Source organism: Blastococcus sp. TML/C7B, from assembly GCF_016612845.1.
GTDB lineage: Bacteria > Actinomycetota > Actinomycetes > Mycobacteriales > Geodermatophilaceae > Blastococcus.
Window position 1 is genome coordinate 1595994 of record NZ_JAEOAA010000001.1, and the last position, 19212, is coordinate 1615205.

The window sequence follows — 19212 nt, forward strand, 5'->3', positions numbered from 1 at the left end:
CACCGGTCCCGCGCATTCTGACCCACCGGCCGGCGCGCACTACCCTGGCCTCTCGTGCTCGTCCTCGCGCTCGACACCGCCACGCCGACCCTCGTCGCCGGCGTCGCCCGGTGGTCGCCCGACGGCGTCGAGGTGCTGGCCGAGCGGGCCGTGCCGTCGGGCACCAAGCACGCCGAGCTGCTCACCCCCGCCATCCAGGACGCGCTGGCCGACGCCGGGCTGGCGCTCGCCGACGTCGAGGCCGTCGTCACCGGCCTGGGGCCGGGCCCGTTCACCGGGCTGCGGGTCGGCGTCGTCACCGCCGCGGCGCTCGCCGACGCCCGCGGGCTGCCGGTCGTCGGCGTCTGCTCGCTGGACGCCGTCGGCTCCGGCGCGCGCACGGTCGTCACCGACGCCCGCCGCAAGGAGGTCTACTGGGCCGCCTACGACGCCGCCGGTGCGCGCGTGGAGGGGCCCGACGTCGTCCGTCCCGAGCAGCTCGGCCGGCCGGGGCCCTTCGCCGGCGACCCGGCGTTCGCCGAGCGGCTCGGTGCCGCGGTGGAGCCCGCGCAGGTGACGACGGCGGGGCTGCTGCGCGCCGCGGCTCCCCAGCTGGCCGATCCGTCGTCCGCCGGGCCGCTGCTGCCGATGTACCTGCGCCGGCCCGATGCCGTGCCGCCGACGACGATCAAGCCCGTGACACAGTGACCACGCTGCGGCCCATGCGCCTGGCCGACCTGCCCGCGGTCATGGAGCTCGAGGAGGAGCTCTTCGCCCCCGACACCTGGACGGCGGCGATGTACCGCGAGGAGCTCGCGCTGACCGACACCCGCTCCTACCTCGTGGCCGAGGACGCCGGCGCCGTCGTCGGCTATGCCGGGCTGATCGCCTACGACGACGAGGCGCACGTCGCCACGATCGGCGTGACCGGCGCCCGCCAGGGCGAGGGCATCGGCGCGCAGCTGCTCGACGCGCTGCTCGCCGAGGCCGACCGGCGCAGCCCGGTGGTGCTGCTCGAGGTGCGCGCCGACAACGAGCACGCCCAGGAGCTCTACCGCCGCCGCGGGTTCGCCGAGATCGGCCGGCGGCGCGGCTACTACCAGCCGAGCGGGACCGACGCCGTCGTGATGAAGAGGGAGCGGACAGGGGCGTGAGCATCGCAGCGAGGAACGAGCGAGGAGCGGAGCGTCCCGCGGGAGCGACGATGGTGGAGCCGAAGCCATGAGCGAACCGCTGGTGCTGGGGTTCGAGACCTCCTGCGACGAGACCGGGGTCGGGATCGTCCGCGGGCACACCCTGCTGGCCGACGCCCTGGCCACCTCGATGGCGGAGCACGAGCGCTTCGGCGGGGTGGTGCCCGAGATCGCGTCGCGGGCGCACCTGGAGGCGATGGTGCCGACGGTGCACCGCGCGCTGGCCGACGCCGGCATCGCCGCCTCCGACATCGACGCGGTCGCCGTCACCAGCGGCCCGGGGCTGACCGGCGCGCTGCTGGTCGGCGTCGCCGCCGCGAAGGCCTACGCGCTGGCGCTGGACAAGCCGCTGTACGGCGTCAACCACCTTGGCCGCGCACGTCGCCGTCGACGAGCTGCAGCACGGGCCGCTGGCCGAGCCGTCGATCGCGATGCTGGTCAGCGGCGGGCACAGCTCGCTGCTGCTGGTGCCCGACCTCGCCCAGGACGTGCAGCCGCTGGGCCGCACCATCGACGACGCCGCGGGGGAGGCCTTCGACAAGGTGGCCCGGGTGCTCGGCCTGCCGTTCCCCGGCGGCCCGCCGATCGACAAGGCCGCGCGCGAGGGCGACCCGTCGGCGATCGCGTTCCCGCGCGGGCTCACCGGCCGGGGCGACGCGCCCTACGACTTCTCGTTCTCCGGGCTCAAGACCGCCGTCGCCCGGTGGGTGGAGGCGCGGCAGCGCGCGGGCGAGCCGGTGCCGCTGGCCGACGTCGCGGCGTCGTTCCAGGAGGCGGTCGCCGACGTGCTCACCGCCAAGGCCGTGCGGGCGTGCCGCGACCACGGCGTCGACCACCTGGTGCTCGGCGGGGGAGTCGCGGCCAACTCGCGGCTGCGCGCGCTGGCCGAGGAGCGCTGCGAGAAGGCCGGCATCGTGCTCCGGGTGCCCAGCCCGAAGCTGTGCACCGACAACGGCGCGATGGTCGCCGCGCTCGGCTCTCGGCTGGTCGCCGCCGGCGTCGCGCCGTCGGCCCCCGACCTCGGTGCCGACAGCGCCCTGCCGATCACGACCGTCAGCCGCTGACCCCACGGGCAGAAATGGCCATGTCCGCCCTCAGGCGGTGACGTCGCAGACGAGCACCGTCGGAGCGCCGGCCACGCGGGTGACGACGACGGTCGCCGTGCCGCGGGCGTCGGTGCGCAGCTGCCGGGCGAGCTGCTCGGGCTCGATGGGGGAGCCGCGCTTCTTGACCACCACCCGGCCCACGCCGCGGGCGCGCAGCAGGGCCCGCAGCTTCTTGAGGTTGAACGGCAGCACCTCGTCGACCCGGTAGGAGCTCACCCAGGGGGAGTCCGCGGGGCCGTCGGAGGAGAGGTAGGCGATCGTCCCGTCGACCAGCGTCGCACCGAGGTCGGCCGCGACCAGGGACATCAGCCCGGAGCGGATGAGCGCCGGGTCCGGCTCGTGCAGCCAGCCGCGGACCGGGCCGGTGGCGGCGTGCCCGGGATCGGCGTCGGCGGTCAGCTCGTGCACGACGCCGTTGCGGACCAGCGCGGCCCGCCGCCACGTCGTCGCCACCGCCGGGCCCCAGAGCAGCGCCTCGACGATCGAGCCGCCGACCGAGACCCACTCCGCCTCGACGCCGGCGGGGACGCGGTCGTGGTCCAGGCCGGGGGCCACCTTCACCACCGACGTCGGCACCTTCTCCAGCAGCGCGGCGACCGTCGACCACGGGGGCGACCAGCGGTCGGGGTCCAGCCGACGGTGCCCGCCGGCCCGCCGGGCGGGATCCAGGACGGCGGCGCCGCAGCCGGCCACCTCGCCGCCGCGCGCGGCCGCGACCAGCTCAACGGCGTCCCCGGCGACCACCCAGACGTCGTCGGCGACCCCGAGCGCCTCGACGTTGAGCGCGGTCAGCTCGCGGGCGACCGGGTCGACGTCGACGGCGAGCACGCGGGCACCGGCGCGGGCGAGCGCGATCGTGTCGGTGCCGGACGCGCAGCCCAGGTCGGCCACCGAGTCGGCGCCACCGGCGAGCAGCCGGGCCGCGCGCCGGGCGGCCAGCTCGGGGCGGCCGGCCTGCTCGAGGGTGTCGGAGGTGAACAGCAGCCGGTCGGCGTCGGACCCGAACGTCGTCCGCGCCTTGAGCCGCTGCCGGGCGATGCCCCAGGCCGGCCCGGCCAGGTCCGCCCCGACCTCGGCGCGCAGCCGGGTCAGCCCGGCGACCGGGTCCGCGCCGGCATCGAGGAGCGCGGCGGCGCGGGTGAGCGCCGCGGCGCCCTCCGGCGTCGCCAGGGCGCGCAGCTGGCGCACCGTCTCGGCGGCCTGCGCGTCGCTGTCGGGGTCCACCGGCACAGCCTGGCGCACGTACCGTTCCGTCCCGCCGTCACCCACCCCGGGGACCGGGTTGAGTGGCTGGCACTCTCGTAGGTAGAGTGCCAATCGACACGGGCTGGCGCCCGACCCCCGCGACGGCGGGTGCCCGGATCCCGTGCCACAGCATCAGCACCACAGCCACCTGCCGTCCTACAACGAAGGGGGCGTCACCATCGTGACGACCGCTACCAAGGTCAGCATCAAGCCGCTGGAGGACCGTGTGGTGGTCCAGGCCAACGAGGCCGAGACCACCACCGCTTCCGGTCTGGTCATCCCTGACACCGCCAAGGAGAAGCCCCAGGAGGGCACCGTCGTCGCCGTGGGCCCCGGCCGCATCGACGACAACGGCAACCGCGTCCCGCTCGACGTGAACGTCGGCGACGTGGTCATCTACTCGAAGTACGGCGGCACCGAGGTCAAGTACTCGGGCCAGGACTACCTCGTGCTCTCGGCGCGCGACCTGCTCGCCGTCGTGGAGAAGTGACCTCCTAGTCACCGGCTCCACCAGCACTCCTCGACCGCCCCGGGCGACCCGAACTCGGGTCCCGGGGCGGTCGTCTTTCCGGGCTCTCCGCACCCGCCCGCCCCGCCCCCTGATCGAGAGGCTCCTTCATGGCCAAGATCATCAAGTTCAACGAGGACGCCCGCCGCTCGCTCGAGCGCGGCGTCGACAAGCTCGCCGACGCCGTCCGGGTGACCATCGGCCCCCGCGGCCGCAACGTCGTCATCGACAAGAAGTTCGGCGCGCCGACCATCACCAACGACGGCGTGACGATCGCCCGCGAGGTCGACCTCGAGGACCCGTACGAGAACCTCGGCGCGCAGCTCGCCAAGGCCGTCGCCACCAAGACCAACGACGTCGCCGGTGACGGCACCACCACCGCGACCGTGCTGGCCCAGGCCCTGGTCCACGAGGGCATGCGCAACGTCGCCGCCGGCGCCAACCCGATGGCCCTGGGCCGCGGCATGCGCGCCGCCCTCGACGCGGTGCACGCCGCGCTCGACGCCGCCGCGACCCCGGTCGAGGACCGCGCCGCCATCTCCGGCGTCGCCACCATCTCCGCGCAGGACGCCACCGTCGGCGAGCTCATCGGCGAGGCCATGGAGCGGGTCGGCAAGGACGGCGTCATCACCGTCGAGGAGAGCAACACCCTCGACACCGACCTCGACGTCACCGAGGGCGTGCAGTTCGACAAGGGCTACCTCTCGCCCTACTTCGTCACCGACCAGGAGGCCATGGAGGCCGTCCTGGACGACGCCCTCGTGCTGCTGGTCAGCGGCAAGGTCGGCGCCCTGGCCACCCTGCTCCCGCTGCTGGAGAAGGTGCTCGGCTCCGGCGCCCGGCCGCTGCTCATCGTGGCCGAGGACGTCGAGGGCGAGGCGCTGTCCACGCTGGTCGTCAACTCGATCCGCAAGACCATCAAGGTCGTCGCGGTCAAGTCGCCCTACTTCGGCGACCGCCGCACCGCCTTCATGACCGACCTCGCCGTCGTCACCGGCGGTCAGGTCGTCAGCGAGGACGTCGGCCTGTCCCTGGAGTCGGTCGGCCTCGAGGTGCTCGGCACCGCGCGCCGGGTGACCGTCACCAAGGACACCACCACGATCGTCGACGGCGGCGGCACCGCCGACACCATCGCCGACCGGGTCGCCCAGATCCGCCGCGAGATCGAGGCCACCGACTCCGACTGGGACCGCGAGAAGCTCTCCGAGCGGCTCGCCAAGCTGGCCGGCGGCATCGGCGTGATCCGCGTCGGCGCGGCCACCGAGGTGGAGCTCAAGGAGCGCAAGCACCGCATCGAGGACGCCATCGCGGCCACCCGCGCGGCGGTCGAGGAGGGGGTCATCCCCGGCGGCGGCTCGGCGCTGGTGCACGCGGCCGAGGCGATCGACGCCCTCGACCTCTCCGGGGACGAGCTCACCGGTGCCCGCGCCGTGCGCGCGGCCCTGGAGGCGCCCGCGGTGCAGATCGCGGAGAACGCCGGCTTCGAGGGCCGCGTCGTCGTCAGCAAGGTCCGCGAGGCCGGCAAGGGGCAGGGCTTCAACGCCGCCACCGGCGAGTACGGGGACCTGGCCGCGCAGGGCGTCATCGACCCGGTCAAGGTCACCAAGGCCGCCCTGGAGAACGCCGTCTCGATCGCGGCGATGATCCTCACCACCGACTCCGCCGTCGTCGAGGCGCCGGAGGAGGAGGACGAGCACGCCGGTGGGAACCACACCCACGGCCACTCGCACGGCGGGCACGGCCACAGCCACTGATCACCCGCGCTGGGATCAGGTGACCTGATCCCAGCGCGTCCTCCCTCACCGCACACCGTGAGGGAGGACGCGCGGCGGTGAGGGAGGACGCCCCCACCGCGCCGCCCCCAGCACGCGAGAGGGCCCGGTCCAGGAATCCTGGACCGGGCCCTCTCGGCGTTCGTGCGGGGCGCTCAGACCCCGGCAGCGACGGCGGCCGGCTCGGCGGCGATCAGCCGGGCCCGCTCCTCCTCGCTCATGCCACCCCAGACCCCGTAGGGCTCGCGCACCGACAGCGCGTGCTTGAGGCAGGCGTCGATCACGGGGCAGCGCCCGCAGACGGCCTTGGCCGCGGCCTGACGGCGGGCCCGGGCGGGCCCGCGCTCACCGTCGGGGTGGAAGAAGAGGGACGTGTTCTCGCCACGGCAGGAACCGTGGAGCTGCCAGTCCCAGACCTCGGCTACGGGAGTCGGGAGTCTGCGGATGTCGGCCATGTCTCCTCCAGGCGTCGATCGAGCCGGAGGGACTGTCCGGCTGCAAGGGGCCCGGTGCCCGAGGCCCTGCATGGTCAAACACGCGGTGATCGCAACTTTTCGCGCCGACCACCCGATCGTGCCCCTCACCCCCGGGGGTGAGGGGTGCTGTTGCCCGCCACGGAACGTGCTCATCGTGGAACAGAGTCGTGCCGGATCCGGGAGGGGGAGAAGCCCGGACGAAGCCGGCTCCCGCGAGGGCGCGGGGCTCCCCACCACCCGGGGAGCCCCCGCCCGAGCGACACCCGGTCGGGGTCAGCCCCGGCCGGTACGGACCCGGCACCGACCGCCGGGCTGAGCGAGGAGCACCGCGTGATCGACGACAGGATGCGTGCGACCGGCAACCCGGGCGCGACCGTGTGGGTGTACGACGAGCGCCGGCGGGTCCGGGACGACGTCGCCTCCCGCCTGGTCGCCCTGTCCTTCGTCGGCCGGGTCGAGGTGGTGGGCGACCCCGCCTCGCTGCTGTCCCGGCTGGACACCCGCACCCCCGACGTCCTCATCGTCGGCACCCAGCGCGCTGTCGACACCGGCCTCACCGCCGCCACCCAGGCGCTGCGCGCCCACCCGGGCCTGCCGGTCCTGGTGCTCGGTGCGCCCGACGACGCCGAGAGCGTGCGCGCCGCCGTCGCGTTCGGCGCGCGCGGCTACCTGCGCTGGGACGCGAGCCCCATCGAGATGGGTCTGGGGATCTCCCGCGTGGGCCTGCGCCCCGAGGGCGCCCGCATCCCGCAGCAGGCGTCGAGCCAGCAGCTGGTCGGCGCCTCCTCGTGGAGCGGCGCCGCCCCGCTGGCCGGCTCCGCGCCGACGACGGTCCGCTCGACGGTCCGCGACGCCGCGCCCGCCGCGGCGCTGTCGATGCGCGAGATGCAGGTGCTGACCGGCATGAGCCAGGGCAAGAGCAACGCCCAGATCGGCCGCGAGCTCTACCTGTCCGAGGACACCATCAAGACCCACGCCCGCCGGCTGTTCCGCAAGCTCGGCGCCAAGGACCGTGCCGAAGCCGTCGCGATCGGCTTCCGCCGCGGAGTCATGAGCTAGCACGATCAACGCGCGCTGAGGGCCCTTTCCCGTGACGGGAGGGGGCCCTCAGCGCGTGCTGATCATGGTTGCAGCGGCGTCGTCGGCCCTCTGACCCAACTGCGGGGAAACTGGCCTCCACGCGGGCGCCCGGGGGCCGACTTCCCCGCAGTCGGGGTGGGAGCTCAGTCGTGCGTGTGCCGGCCCTCGCCGTGGCGGCCGGCGTGGGCTCGTCCCGCTCGGCGGCCGCGGCGACGCCGTCGGCGTACCCGCTGGCGTAGTCCCAGCTGACGTAGTCGTCGGGGTCGGGGTCGAACGGCGGCTCGTGCCGGCCGGTCTGCCCCTCGTCGAGGAGCTGGCGCAGGTTGGCCTGCATGAGCGCCCAGTCGACGTGGTGCTCCTCGTCGCAGTCCGGGCAGTCGACGACGATGCCCTTGACGCCGGTGGGCTCCAGCAGCGTGCGGAACACCTCGAGCTCGGCGAGGTCGTCCAGGACGCCGGCGCGCTCCTCGATGGTCAGTGGCGGCGGACCCTGGGAGCCCGGACCGAAGTCCGGGTCGTGGGCCCCGAAGTCGAGGCCGGAGCCGTCGTCGAACGCAGACACGTGACAACGGTAACCGCCTGGCATGCGGAGCACCGCTCGCACGGCACCCCGCCTACGATCGGAGCTGGACTTCCTGCGCCCGGACGGGGTGCCGGCCGGAGTCCGTTCCCGATGGTGGAGGGGTGGCGGCCCACGTGCAGCCCGATTTCGTGCCCGAGCTGCCGGCGAAGTTCGCCCCGCTCGGCCTGACCTACGACGACGTCCTGCTGGTGCCCGGCGCCTCCGACGTCGTCCCCGCCGAGGTGGACACCAGCAGCCGGGTGACCCGGCGCATCCGCCTCGCCGTCCCGCTGCTGTCCAGCGCCATGGACACGGTCACCGAGTCGCGGATGGCCATCGCCATGGCCCGCGTCGGCGGCATGGGCGTGCTGCACCGCAACCTCGCCGCGGAGGACCAGGCCGGCCAGGTCGACCTGGTGAAGCGCTCCGAGGCCGGGATGGTCACCAACCCGGTCACCTGCTCGCCGGACAACACCCTCGCCGAGGTCGACGCGCTGTCCGCGCGCTACCGCATCTCCGGCGCCCCGGTCGTCGACGCCGAGGGCGTGCTGGTCGGCATCGTCACCAACCGCGACATGCGGTTCGAGACCGACTACAGCCGCCTCGTGCGCGACGTCATGACGCCGATGCCGCTGGTCACCGCGCCGGTGGGCGTCGACGCCGACACCGCGCTGCGCCTGCTGTCCAAGCACAAGGTGGAGAAGCTGCCGCTGGTCGACGAGGGCGGCCGGCTGCGCGGGCTCATCACCGTCAAGGACTTCGTCAAGCGCGACCAGTACCCGCTGGCCACCAAGGACCCCAACGGCCGGCTCGTCGTGGGCGCGGCGCTCGGCGTCGGCGAGGACGCCTACAAGCGCGCCGGGCTGCTGGTCGAGGCCGGGGTCGACGTGCTCGTCGTCGACACCGCGCACGGCCACCAGCGCGCCGTCCTCGAGATGGTCGCCCGGGTGAAGAAGGACTTCGGTGGCGACGACGGCGTCGAGGTCGTGGGCGGCAACATCGCCACCCGTGCCGGCGCGCAGGCGCTCATCGACGCCGGTGCCGACGCGGTCAAGGTCGGCGTCGGGCCGGGCTCGATCTGCACCACGCGTGTGGTCGCCGGCGTCGGCGTCCCGCAGGTCAGCGCCATCTACGAGGCGTGGCTGGCGGCCGGCCCGGCCGGCGTGCCGGTCATCGCCGACGGCGGCCTGCAGTACTCGGGCGACATCGCCAAGGCGCTGGTCGCCGGCGCGGACACCGTGATGATCGGCGGCCTGTTCGCCGGCGTCGAGGAGGCCCCCGGCGAGCTGGTCTTCATGAACGGCAAGCAGTACAAGACCTACCGCGGCATGGGCTCGCTGGGCGCCATGCAGAAGCGCGGCAACCAGTCGTTCAGCCGCGACCGGTACTTCGCCGACGACGTCCTCTCCGACGACAAGCTCGTCCCCGAGGGCATCGAGGGCCAGGTGCCCTACCGGGGCGCGCTCTCCGGCGTGGCCCACCAGCTCGTCGGCGGCCTGCAGGCCTCCATGGGCTACGCGGGCGCCGCCACCATCACCGATCTCAAGGAGCGCGGACAGCTGACCCGCATCACGTCCGCCGGGCTGGTCGAGAGCCACCCGCACGATATTCACATGACCGTCGAGGCCCCGAACTACCGGGGGCGCTGACCATGAGCGCACGCGACACCGTCGAGATCGGCCTCAACCGCTTCGCCCGCCGCGCCTACGACCTCGACGAGGTGTCGATCGTCCCCTCGCGGCGGACCCGGGACGTCGACGACGTCTCCACCGCCTGGCAGATCGACGCCTTCCGGTTCGACATCCCGCTGGTCACCAGCCCGTCGGACGCCGTCGTCAGCCCGGCCACGGCGGTCGCCGTGGGCGAGGCCGGTGGCCTCGGCGTGCTCAACGCCGAGGGGCTGTGGGCCCGCTACGAGGACCCGCTGCCGGTCTACCGGAAGCTGCGCGAGGCCGCCGACGGCGGTGCGCCGCCGGTGTCGCTGCTGCAGCAGGTCTACGCCGAGCCGGTGCGGCCCGAGCTGGTCGCCGACCGGATCCGCGAGATGCGCGACGCCGGCGTCACCACCGCCGTCCGCGTCTCCCCGCAGCACACCGAGCAGCTGGCGCCGACGGTGCTCGCCGCCGGCGTCGACCTGCTGGTCATCCAGGGCACGATCGTCTCGGCCGAGCACGTCACCAGCCAGGGGGACGCGCTCAACCTCAAGGAGTTCATCGCCGACCTCGACGTCCCGGTGATCGTCGGCGGGGCCGCGAACTACACGACGGCGCTGCACCTCATGCGCACCGGCGCGGCCGGCGTCATCGTCGGCGTGGGCGCCGACAGCTTCTCCACCACCGACGCCGTCATGGGCATCCGCGTGCCGCTGGCCAGCGCGATCGCCGACGCCGCGGCGGCCCGCCGTGACTACCTCGACGAGACCGGCGGCCGGTACGTGCACGTCATCGCCAACGGCCGGATCGAGACCAGCGGCGACATCGCCCGCGCGCTGGCCTGCGGTGCCGACGCCGTCCAGCTCGGCGAGCCGCTGCGCGCGGCCGCGGAGGCCCCCGGCGGCGGCATCTGGTGGGACTCGGTGGCGGCGCACCCGCGGCTGCCCCGCGGCACGACCTCGGCCCCGGTCGAGCCGGTGGGGTCGCTGCACGACGTGCTGCTCGGGGCGGCAGAGTCCGCCGACGGCCGCACCAACCTGTTCGGGGCGCTGGCCCGCACCATGGCCAAGACCGGCTACCGCGACCTCAAGGAGTTCCAGCGGGTCGACCTGGTCATCGGCGGCCGGGCCGGGGGCGACGAGGACTGATGGACTTCCCGACCGTCCTCGTCGTCGACTTCGGCGCCCAGTACGCCCAGCTCATCGCCCGGCGCATCCGCGAGGCCGGGGTCTACTCCGAGATCGTCTCGTGCGAGGTCCCGGCCGAGGAGATCGTCGCCCGCAAGCCGGCCGCGATCATCCTGTCCGGCGGGCCGTCGAGCGTGTACGCGCCCGAGGCCCCGCAGGTGGACCCCGCGCTGTTCGAGGCCGGCGTCCCGGCGTTCGGCATCTGCTACGGCTTCCAGGCCATGGCGGCCTCGCTGGGCGGCACCGTCGCGCGCACCGGCGACCGGGAGTACGGCGGCACGCCGCTGACGGTCACCACCGAGGCCCGGCTGTTCGGCGACCTGCCGATCCAGCAGGACGTCTGGATGAGCCACGGGGACGCCGTCAGCGCGGCACCCCCCGGGTTCACCGTCACCGCCACCTCCACGGGTGCGCCCGTGGCCGCGTTCGAGGACGTCGACCGCAAGCTCGCCGGCGTCCAGTTCCACCCCGAGGTGCGGCACACCGCGCACGGGCAGACCGTGCTCGAGCACTTCCTCTTCGACATCGCGGGCCTCGAGCCGACCTGGACGATGGCCAACGTCGTCGAGGAGCAGGTCGAGCGGATCCGCGCGCAGGTCGGCGAGGGCCGGGCGCTGTGCGCGCTGTCCGGCGGCGTGGACTCCGCCGTCGCCGCGGCGCTCGTGCAGCGCGCCATCGGCGACCGGCTCACCTGCGTCTACGTCGACCACGGGCTCATGCGCGAGGGCGAGACCGAGCAGATCGAGCGCGACTTCGTCGCCGTCACCGGCGTCGACCTGCGCGTCGTCGACGCCCGCGAGCAGTTCCTCTCCGCCCTCGCCGGGGTCTCCGACCCCGAGGAGAAGCGGAAGATCATCGGCCGCGAGTTCATCCGGGTCTTCGAGCAGGCCGCCCTCGACGTCGTCGGCGACGCGAAGGAGCACGGGGGATCCGTCGACTTCCTCGTGCAGGGCACGCTCTACCCGGACGTCGTGGAGTCCGGCGGCGGCTCCGGGACGGCGAACATCAAGAGCCACCACAACGTGGGCGGGCTTCCCGAGGACCTGCAGTTCACCCTGGTCGAGCCGCTGCGGACGCTGTTCAAGGACGAGGTCCGCGAGGTCGGCGTGCAGCTCGGCCTGCCCGAGGCGATGGTGTGGCGCCAGCCCTTCCCGGGCCCGGGACTCGGCATCCGGATCGTCGGCGAGGTGACCCAGGAGCGGCTGGACGTCCTGCGCAAGGCCGACGCGATCGTCCGCGCCGAGCTGACCGCGGCGAAGCTGGACCGCGAGATCTGGCAGTGCCCCGTGGTGCTGCTGGCCGACGTCCGCTCGGTGGGCGTGCAGGGCGACGGGCGCACCTACGGGCACCCGATCGTGCTGCGGCCGGTGTCCAGCGAGGACGCCATGACCGCGGACTGGACCCGGCTGCCCTACGACGTGCTGGCGAAGATCTCCACGCGGATCACCAACGAGGTCGCAGAGGTCAACCGGGTCACCCTCGACGTCACCAGCAAGCCGCCGGGCACCATCGAGTGGGAGTGAGTCACCCCGCCCGGTAGACCAGCTGGCGGCCTTCCGGCGCGGTGAGGGTCAGCCGGTCGCCCTCGATCACCACGGTCGCGCCCCCGGTGAGGACGGCGAGGACCTGCTCGTCCTGGCTCTGCGCCGCGGGATCGCACTGGCCGAGGGTCGAGGCACCCGGCTCGACGGTCACGCGGTCGCCGTCGCGGCGCCAGCTCCCGGTGGTCCCGTTGCACCCCGTGGTGAACGCGGCCGTGCCGTCCGCCCTCAGCTCGAGGGTCGGCTCGCCCTGGACCGAGGACGCCGTCTCGCCGTCGACCAGCGTCTCCAGCACCCAGCGGGTGCCCTCCAGCGGGCTGTCGGGGACGGCGGGGACGGGCGTGAACCGCAGCTCGATGCCCGCGCCGGTGAGCAGCAGGTCGCCGGCGTCCCGCACCGCGGTGTCGACGCCGGCGAGCGCCTCCAGGTAGGCGCTCTCGGCGGCCATCACGTCCGGCTCGCAGCCCATCAGGGTGCTGCCGATGTCGCCGAACGAGAAGGACGACCCGTCCAGCTCGTAGGAGGCCATGTAGCGGTTGCAGAACGCCGTCCCGCTGGCCCGCCCGTCCGACAGGGTCAGGGTGGCGGTGACTCCGGGTGGGGAGGGCAGGTCCGCGCCGATGGACGACCCGGACGCCAGCTGCCACTCCCCGGTGACCTCGGGGGCGTCGGAGTCGTCGGCTCCGGTGCCCGCGCCGCCGTCGTCCGAACCGCAGGCGGTGAGGGCCAGCACTCCGACGAGGAACAGCACGATGCGGCGCATGCCTGGTCGACGCCCGGCGCCGACACCGGGTTCCCGGGACGCCGGAGGGCCCGGGAGCTGATCGCTCCCGGGCCCCCTCCCCGCGCACCGGCGGGTCCGTCAGCGGCGGCGGCGCATCCGGCGCAGCTCGCTCACCATCAGCGCGATCCCGGCGAGGATCACGACGATCCACGCCAGCACGCCGTCGAACAGCTCCTGCGGCAGGTCCGCGGGGGACATGAGCAGGACGGCCAAGGCGATGAACACCAGCCCGGGGATCAGGGCGCCGAGGTCGGGACGGCGGCGTGCGGGCGTGCCGCCGTCCTCCGTCTCCAGCGGGGTCACGGTCTGCCACTCAGCCACGGGTCACCTCCACGTCCCCGACGCCGGCGTCGACGTCCAGGATGATCTCCAACTCGCCGTCGCCGACCCACGAACCGGAGCCGGTGCCGTCGAACGTGCCGTCGGTGAGCCCGTCGCGGCCGAAGAGGGACACCTCGCCCATCCCGGAGTCGACGGTCACCCGCACGTCGGCGTCCCGGGGCAGGACGATGTCCACGTCCCCGAGCCCGTGCTCCACGGTGGTGCGGATCGGCCGGTCGAGGTCGCTGACGTCGACCCCGGACAGGTCGACGGTCATGTCGCCGACGCCGCCGTCGTAGACCGTCCGGACCTCGGCCGCGGTGTCCGGCACGAACCGGCGGTCACCGAAGCCGCCCCCGGCCTTGTCCCACGGCACCGACTCCGCGGCGATCAGGGCCAGTGAGAGGACGGCGCCGAGCGCGATGAGCGCCCCGCGGGCGGTGCGGCCGCCGGTGAACGCAGCGACCACCAGGCCGGCGCCGACGACGATCAGCCCGCCGCCGAGGAACACGGTGGCGTCGGGGTCCCAGTCGGTGAACCGGGCGATCAGCGCGAGCGCGCCGACCACGATCAGCACGCCGGCGAGCGTCAGACCCGGCACGGGGGAGCGGGGCCCCGCGGGACGGCGGGGAGCCCGGCTCGCCGCCGGGGTACCCGGCCTGCCCCGCGCCGGCCGGCATGAGCAGCCACAGCAGCAGGTAGACCAGGACGCCGGTGCCGCCGGCCAGGGCGAGGGCGACGAAGCCGACCCGCCACAGCAGCGCGTCGATGCCGCTGTACTCGGCCAGCCCGCCGCCGACGCCACCGATGACCTTGTCACTGCGGCTGCGGCGCAGCTGCGGGCGGACGGCCGGGCCGGGCGGCGGCGGAGGGGGCTGCCAGGCCGGCGGCTCGAGCGGCGGCGCCGGCGGCGGAGGAGGGGATGCCGAAGTCATGGCACCGAGCCTGCCGACCGCGGCGGCCCCTGACCATCAGGGAAGGCCCCCACCCGACCCTGGTTCCTCTCCGGGGGTGATCACCGGTACCGGCCGCGCCCGGCGCGGTGCGACGATCGACGGCGTGACCACCACCCTGTCCGCGCCGGCCCGGCGCCCGCCGCTGGTGCGCCCGCGGTCGGGGCGGGCCATCGCGGGCGTCGCGGCGGGTACCGCCGCGCACCTGCGGCAGGACCCGCTGGTGGTGCGCGTGGCCTTCGCCATCCTCGCGACGACGGGGATCGGGATCGTCGCCTACGGGCTGCTGTGGCTGACCATGCCCGTGGCCGCGCCGGGCGACGAGTCCGCCGAGGCCCCGCCGCTGCCGGGCTGGCGGCCCGCGGGGGCCAAGCAGTGGATCGCCACCGTCGTCCTCGGGCTGGTCGCGGCCAGCCTGCTCGGCCAGCTGACCCGCTGGTCGAGCTCCGACGTCGTCCTCCCGCTGGTGCTGGTCGGGGCGGGGCTCGCGGTGATCTGGCGGCAGCTGGACACCGACCGCACCCTCGCCGTGGCCGGCACCCGCTGGACGCTGGCCGGCGGCGTGGTCCTGGCCGGCGCGGGGCTGGTCTTCCTCCTGGCGACGACGGGGCAGCTGGCCAACGCCCGCAACGGCTTCGCGGCCACCCTCGTGCTGCTCACCGGCCTGCTGCTGGCCACGGCCCCGCTGTGGCGGCGGCTGCTGGACTCCCGGGACGAGGAGCGCGCCGCCCGCATCCGCTCCGAGGAGCGGGCCGCCGTGGCCGCGCACCTGCACGACTCGGTGCTGCAGACCCTCGCGCTCATCCAGCGGCACGCCGAGGACCAGCAGGCGGTGAGCCGGCTGGCCCGCAGCCAGGAGCGCGAGCTGCGCGCGTGGCTGTACGACCCGAAGGTGGTCCGCGAGGGCGGCACCTGGGCCGGGCTGGTGGCCGGCATGGTGGCCGAGGTCGAGGCCGACCACGCGCTGGTCGTGGACCACGTCGTCGTCGGCGACGCCCCGGTGGACGACGCGCTGGCCGCGCTCGGCGCGGCCACCCGCGAGGCGCTGGTCAACGTGGCCAAGCACTCCGGGGTGACCACCGCCGACCTGTACACCGAGGTGACCCCGACGCGGGTCTCGGTGTTCGTGCGCGACCGCGGTGCCGGCTTCGACGCCGACGCCGTCCCGGCGGACCGGCGCGGGCTGCGCGACTCGGTGACCGGCCGCATCACACGCCTGGGCGGGACGGCGCAGATCCGCTCCGCCCCCGGAGAGGGGACCGAAGTGGAACTGGACCTGCCCCGGGTGGCGGCCGCGTGACCCGCGTCTTCGTGGTCGACGACCACGCGATGGTGCGGGCCGGCGTGCGCGCGGAGCTCGGCGACTCGGTGGACGTCGTCGGCGAGGCGCCCGACGTGCCGACCGCCGTCGACGGCATCCGGGCCACCCGCCCCGACGTCGTCCTGCTCGACGTGCACCTGCCCGGTGGGGGCGGGCGCACCGTGCTCGAGACGCTGCGCGCGGAGCTGCCCGAGGTGAAGTACCTGGCGCTGTCGGTCTCCGACGCCGCCGAGGACGTCATCGCCGTCATCCGCGCCGGCGCGCGCGGCTACGTCACCAAGACGATCTCCGGGGCCGACCTGCTCGACGCCGTCCGGCGGGTCGCCGACGGGGACGTCGTCTTCAGCCCGCGGCTGGCCGGGTTCGTGCTGGACGCGTTCTCCGCCGCCGGCCCCGCACCGGCCGCCCCCGCCGAGGAGGCGACCGATCCGGGCCTGGACCTGCTCAGCGCCCGCGAGCGCGAGGTCATGCAGCTGCTGGCCCGCGGCTACACCTACCGCGAGATCGGCTCCCGGCTGTTCATCTCGGTGAAGACCGTGGAGTCGCACGCCTCCAACGTGCTGCGCAAGCTGCAGCTCTCCAACCGCAACGAGCTCACGAGGTGGGCAGCGACGAACCGGTTGCTCTGACATCGTCGTCCTCCGGACGACACCGCGGCCAGGAGCCGTTCCGACCTAAGGCGCTACCGCACCGCACCCCCGGCTACCGCGGTCGAGCGCGGTACCGGGGTCGGTGACGCGGTACCGGCGGCCCCGGCAACCGTCCTCCCTCACCGCAGAGCGTCCTCCCTCACGGTGTGCGGTGAGGGAGGACGCTCGCGGATCAGGTCACCTGATCCCAGCGGGGGGAGAAGGCGGCCGAGCGGAAGGCGTCGAAGACCGGTGGCGGCTGGGGCGAGGCCCACGTCTGGTTGGTGAGCAGCACCGCCGTCACGCCGGTCGCCGGGTCGGTCCACCACGAGCTGCCCAGCCCGCCGTCCCAGCCGTAGGAGCCGGCGTGCCGGCCGCCCGGCTCGTCGGTGATGCGGACGCCGATGCCCAGGCGCCACCCACCGCCCTCGTCGTCCACAGGGCCGGCCTGCTCGGTCGTCATCGCGCCGACGGCGTCCTCGCTCAGCACCCGGCTGCCCTCCGGCGCGCGGCCACCGGACCGCAGCATCCCGGCGAAGGCGGCGATGTCCTCGACGGTGGAGACCAGCCCGTCGCCGCCGTCGGGGAACGCCGGCGGCCGCGCCCACTGGCCGTCCGCGGCGTCGTAGAGCTCGCGCTCCCCGTCCGGGCCGGGCGGGAACCAGTGCGGGCCGAGCCGGTCGCGGGCCGACGCCGGCACCCCGAAGCCGGTGCTGCGCATGCCCAGCGGGTCCAGCACCCGGGCGGCAGCCCGGCGGCCTCCAGCGCGGCCATCCCGGGCGACGGCCACGGGACGGTGAAGTCGAAGCCCAGGCCGAGCCGGAAGGTCAGCACGTCCCGCACGGTGATCGGCCGGGCGGCGGGCACCGTGCCGGCGGCGGCGTCCGCCGGGTCGGCGAGGACCTGCCGGTCGGCGAGCTCGGGGAGCAGCGCGCGTCGACGGGGTCGTCGAGCCGGAGGATCCCGTCGTCCACCAGCGACATTGCCGCCGCCGCGACCACCGGCTTGGTGATCGAGGCGATCCGGAAGACGGTGTCCGGTGCCACCGGGTCGCCGCCGCCCGGCGTGTGCACCCCCGCGGCGCCGCAGGCGACCAGGGCGCCGTCCCGGTCCACCCACCACGCGGCGCCCGGGACCTGCCCGTCGGCCACCGCGCCGGTCACCGCCGCCGCGATCCGCTCCGCCTGCTCCATGCCGCCTCCTCGTCGTCCCCGTGAGGGCAGACCCGACGGCGGCCCGGAACTGATCGGCTCAGCCGGTGAACACCACGTGGAAGGCCTCGGCCATGCGGCCCTCGGGCAGCCCGAAGCGCTGCGCGGTCTGGCGCATCCAGCCGCCGACGAACTCCTCGACCCAGCCCTCGGGCTGGTGGCTCACCTGGGTGACGTGCGACTTCAGCGCGGCGAACTTGCGGTCGACGACGTCGGTCACGTCGACGGCGTGGTCGGCCCGCGGGCTGGCGCCGAGCCACACCTCCGGCACCGTCCACGCCTCGAGGCCCTCGTCGTCGAGGAGCTCGGGGAAGGCGAAGGGGTTGCGGGCGTCGGGGTAGACCGCGCGCAGCGTCGACTCGCCGACGGTCATGTGGTCGGGGTGGCTGGCGCCGACCCGCTCCCAGAACCGCTCCGGGGAGCTGGTGAGCACCCGCTGCGGGCGCACCTGCCGGATCACCCGGCTGATGTCGCGGCGCAGGTCGAGGGTCAGCTCCAACCGGCCGTCGGGGTAGCCGAGGAACCGGACGTCCTCGACCCCCACCTCCATGGCCGCGGCGCGCTGCTCCTCGCGGCGGAGCGGGCCCATCCGGTCGCGCGGCGTCTCGTCGAACCCGCCGGCGTCGCCGTCGGTGACGATGCAGTAGGTGACCTCGGTGCCGGCCGCCGTCCAGGTGGCCACCGTGCCGGCGGAGCCGAAGTCGACGTCGTCGGGGTGGGCGAGGACGCAGAGCACCCGCTCGACGTGCTCGGCCGGGCGCTGGGGCTGGGGGGCGGTCACCCGCGCGAGCCTACGGAGAGACCGGCGAGCTTGTCGGGGTTGCGGACGACGAGCACCTGCGTGATGCGGCCGTCCACCACGACCAGGGACATGGTCATCTCCGGCTGGTCACCGCTCCACACGAGGACGGCGGGGGAGCCGTTGAGGTCGGCGATCTCGATCCGCAGGTCGGGCAGCGCGAGGCCCTGCGCGGCGATGCCGACGGCGAAGCGGGCCACCTTGTCCGCGCCGGTGATCGGCCGCAGCGCCGCCTTCGCCTTGCCGCCGCCGTCGCTGATCAGCACAGCGTCGGGGGCCAGCGCGCTCACCAGGGCGCCGAGGTCGCCGCCCGCGCAGGCGGCGAGGAAGCGCTCGGTCACCTCGCGCTGCGCGTCGCGGTCGGCGTCGAACCGGGGACGGCGGGCCTGCACGTGCTCGCGGGCCCGGTGGGCCATCTGCCGGACGGCGGGCTCGGTGCGGCCCAGCGCGGTCGCCACCTCGGCGAGCGGCAGGCCGAACACCTCGCGCAGCACGAACACCGCCCGCTCGGCCGGCGAGAGCGTCTCCAGCACGACCAGCAGCGCCATCGAGACCTGCTCGCCCAGCTCGACCGCGTCCGTCGGGTCGGCTCCGGGAGGTGCCGCGGCGACCGTCGCGCGGCCGGTCAGCAGCGGCTCGGGGAGCCAGGGGCCGACGTAGCTCTCCCGCCGGGCCCGCGCGGAGTCCAGCCGGTCCAGCGCCAGGCGGGTGGTCACGCGGACCAGGTAGGCGCGGGCGTCGTCGACGTCGTCCCGGTCGGCCGCCGACCAGCGCAGCCAGGCGTCCTGCACCACGTCCTCGGCGTCCGCGACGCCGCCGAGCATCGAGTAGGCCACCGAGAACAGCAGGCCGCGGGCGCGGTCGAACTCGCCGAGGAGGTCGGTCACCGGTTC

General features: G+C 74.8%; 21 protein-coding genes and 2 pseudogenes. 12 read left to right on the forward strand and 11 right to left on the reverse strand.

All coding sequences use genetic code 11. The features are described from left to right. The first annotated feature begins 54 nt into the window (after nucleotides 1–54). The 4 genes and pseudogenes from tsaB (at nucleotide 55) to JKP76_RS07850 (ending at nucleotide 2236) form a co-directional block, all read left to right on the forward strand. Nucleotides 55–687 carry a tRNA (adenosine(37)-N6)-threonylcarbamoyltransferase complex dimerization subunit type 1 TsaB gene (gene tsaB, locus JKP76_RS07840; RefSeq protein WP_200490259.1) on the forward strand — a complete coding sequence of 211 codons (633 nt, stop codon included), beginning with the start codon at nucleotides 55–57 and terminating at the stop codon, nucleotides 685–687. 14 nt (nucleotides 688–701) lie between these two features. Further along, on the forward strand, nucleotides 702–1133 hold the full coding sequence (gene rimI, locus JKP76_RS07845; RefSeq protein ID WP_200490261.1) for a ribosomal protein S18-alanine N-acetyltransferase: 432 nt from the start codon (nucleotides 702–704) through the stop codon (nucleotides 1131–1133). A gap of 169 nt (nucleotides 1134–1302) precedes the next feature. Then, nucleotides 1303–1473 (forward strand): annotated as a pseudogene (locus tag JKP76_RS22285) (tRNA (adenosine(37)-N6)-threonylcarbamoyltransferase complex transferase subunit TsaD); the annotation flags it as partial. A gap of 67 nt (nucleotides 1474–1540) precedes the next feature. Beyond that, nucleotides 1541–2236, forward strand: coding sequence for a tRNA (adenosine(37)-N6)-threonylcarbamoyltransferase complex transferase subunit TsaD (locus JKP76_RS07850; RefSeq protein WP_255522522.1), 696 nt, complete (start codon nucleotides 1541–1543; stop codon nucleotides 2234–2236). 30 nt (nucleotides 2237–2266) lie between these two features. On the opposite strand, the gene JKP76_RS07855 is transcribed toward JKP76_RS07850, so the two are convergent. Further along, the gene (locus tag JKP76_RS07855; protein WP_200490262.1) at nucleotides 2267–3502 is read right to left on the reverse strand and encodes a 50S ribosomal protein L11 methyltransferase; all 1236 of its coding nucleotides are present in this window, start codon (nucleotides 3500–3502) and stop codon (nucleotides 2267–2269) included. 199 nt (nucleotides 3503–3701) lie between these two features. On the opposite strand from JKP76_RS07855, the gene groES reads away from it, so the two are divergent. Next, nucleotides 3702–4013, forward strand: a complete 312-nt coding sequence (groES, locus tag JKP76_RS07860) for a co-chaperone GroES (RefSeq protein ID WP_200491328.1) — start codon at nucleotides 3702–3704, stop codon at nucleotides 4011–4013. A 128-nt stretch (nucleotides 4014–4141) separates the two neighbouring features. Continuing rightward, complete coding sequence (groL, locus tag JKP76_RS07865) at nucleotides 4142–5785, forward strand: chaperonin GroEL (RefSeq protein ID WP_200490264.1); 1644 nt, start codon at nucleotides 4142–4144, stop codon at nucleotides 5783–5785. 173 nt (nucleotides 5786–5958) lie between these two features. Here the strand turns inward: groL and JKP76_RS07870 are convergent, their stop codons facing one another. Further along, a complete protein-coding gene (locus tag JKP76_RS07870; protein ID WP_091981649.1) occupies nucleotides 5959–6258 on the reverse strand; it encodes a WhiB family transcriptional regulator in 300 nt (99 codons plus the stop codon). Between the two features lie 366 nt (nucleotides 6259–6624). Between JKP76_RS07870 and JKP76_RS07875 the strand changes: the two genes are divergently transcribed. After that, on the forward strand, nucleotides 6625–7338 hold the full coding sequence (locus JKP76_RS07875; RefSeq protein WP_200491330.1) for a response regulator transcription factor: 714 nt from the start codon (nucleotides 6625–6627) through the stop codon (nucleotides 7336–7338). On the opposite strand, the gene JKP76_RS07880 is transcribed toward JKP76_RS07875, so the two are convergent. Further along, on the reverse strand, nucleotides 7328–7921 hold the full coding sequence (locus JKP76_RS07880) for a DUF5319 family protein (RefSeq protein ID WP_309232880.1): 594 nt from the start codon (nucleotides 7919–7921) through the stop codon (nucleotides 7328–7330). The two genes, JKP76_RS07875 and JKP76_RS07880, sit on opposite strands and share 11 nt — an antisense overlap. 134 nt (nucleotides 7922–8055) lie before the next feature. On the opposite strand from JKP76_RS07880, the gene guaB reads away from it, so the two are divergent. Genes guaB through guaA form a run of 3 tightly spaced genes read left to right on the forward strand, consistent with a single transcriptional unit; the run spans nucleotide 8056 to nucleotide 12283 of the window. Next, complete coding sequence (gene guaB, locus JKP76_RS07885) at nucleotides 8056–9570, forward strand: IMP dehydrogenase (protein ID WP_200490266.1); 1515 nt, start codon at nucleotides 8056–8058, stop codon at nucleotides 9568–9570. A gap of 2 nt (nucleotides 9571–9572) precedes the next feature. Beyond that, entirely contained in the window at nucleotides 9573–10721 is a 1149-nt protein-coding gene (locus JKP76_RS07890; protein ID WP_200490268.1) for a GuaB3 family IMP dehydrogenase-related protein, read from the forward strand. Further along, the gene (gene guaA / locus JKP76_RS07895; RefSeq protein ID WP_200490270.1) at nucleotides 10721–12283 is read left to right on the forward strand and encodes a glutamine-hydrolyzing GMP synthase; all 1563 of its coding nucleotides are present in this window, start codon (nucleotides 10721–10723) and stop codon (nucleotides 12281–12283) included. The genes JKP76_RS07890 and guaA overlap by 1 nt, the downstream gene beginning before the upstream one ends. A 1-nt stretch (nucleotide 12284) precedes the next feature. Here guaA and JKP76_RS07900 read toward each other — a convergent pair whose 3' ends face one another. From JKP76_RS07900 to JKP76_RS20620, 4 genes and pseudogenes are all read right to left on the reverse strand, one after another. Continuing rightward, a complete protein-coding gene (locus JKP76_RS07900; RefSeq protein ID WP_200490271.1) occupies nucleotides 12285–13064 on the reverse strand; it encodes an META domain-containing protein in 780 nt (259 codons plus the stop codon). Nucleotides 13065–13163: 99 nt separating this feature from the next. Then, a complete protein-coding gene (locus JKP76_RS07905) occupies nucleotides 13164–13406 on the reverse strand; it encodes a hypothetical protein (protein WP_200490273.1) in 243 nt (80 codons plus the stop codon). Continuing rightward, nucleotides 13399–13983, reverse strand: a complete 585-nt coding sequence (locus tag JKP76_RS20615; protein ID WP_309232965.1) for a LiaF domain-containing protein — start codon at nucleotides 13981–13983, stop codon at nucleotides 13399–13401. The genes JKP76_RS07905 and JKP76_RS20615 overlap by 8 nt, the downstream gene beginning before the upstream one ends. 154 nt (nucleotides 13984–14137) lie before the next feature. Continuing rightward, nucleotides 14138–14341, reverse strand: a pseudogene (locus tag JKP76_RS20620) (PspC domain-containing protein); the annotation flags it as partial. A gap of 124 nt (nucleotides 14342–14465) precedes the next feature. On the opposite strand from JKP76_RS20620, the gene JKP76_RS07915 reads away from it, so the two are divergent. Both JKP76_RS07915 and JKP76_RS23370 read left to right on the forward strand, forming a co-directional pair. After that, on the forward strand, nucleotides 14466–15659 hold the full coding sequence (locus tag JKP76_RS07915; protein WP_200490275.1) for an ATP-binding protein: 1194 nt from the start codon (nucleotides 14466–14468) through the stop codon (nucleotides 15657–15659). Then, the gene (locus JKP76_RS23370; protein WP_309232881.1) at nucleotides 15656–16309 is read left to right on the forward strand and encodes a response regulator transcription factor; all 654 of its coding nucleotides are present in this window, start codon (nucleotides 15656–15658) and stop codon (nucleotides 16307–16309) included. Before JKP76_RS07915 ends, JKP76_RS23370 begins: the two co-directional genes overlap by 4 nt. A gap of 193 nt (nucleotides 16310–16502) precedes the next feature. Here the strand turns inward: JKP76_RS23370 and JKP76_RS07925 are convergent, their stop codons facing one another. The 4 genes from JKP76_RS07925 to sigJ are packed head-to-tail and all read right to left on the reverse strand — an operon-like array spanning nucleotide 16503 to nucleotide 19206. Next, on the reverse strand, nucleotides 16503–17099 hold the full coding sequence (locus JKP76_RS07925; protein ID WP_200490277.1) for a serine hydrolase: 597 nt from the start codon (nucleotides 17097–17099) through the stop codon (nucleotides 16503–16505). 37 nt (nucleotides 17100–17136) lie between these two features. Further along, a complete protein-coding gene (locus JKP76_RS07930; protein ID WP_200490279.1) occupies nucleotides 17137–17502 on the reverse strand; it encodes a serine hydrolase in 366 nt (121 codons plus the stop codon). Nucleotides 17503–17560: 58 nt separating this feature from the next. Next, nucleotides 17561–18301 (reverse strand): PIG-L deacetylase family protein, encoded by a 741-nt coding sequence (locus JKP76_RS07935; protein ID WP_200490281.1) that lies wholly within the window; start codon nucleotides 18299–18301, stop codon nucleotides 17561–17563. Next, on the reverse strand, nucleotides 18298–19206 hold the full coding sequence (sigJ, locus tag JKP76_RS07940) for an RNA polymerase sigma factor SigJ (RefSeq protein ID WP_309229910.1): 909 nt from the start codon (nucleotides 19204–19206) through the stop codon (nucleotides 18298–18300). Before sigJ ends, JKP76_RS07935 begins: the two co-directional genes overlap by 4 nt. Nucleotides 19207–19212: the final 6 nt, after the last annotated feature.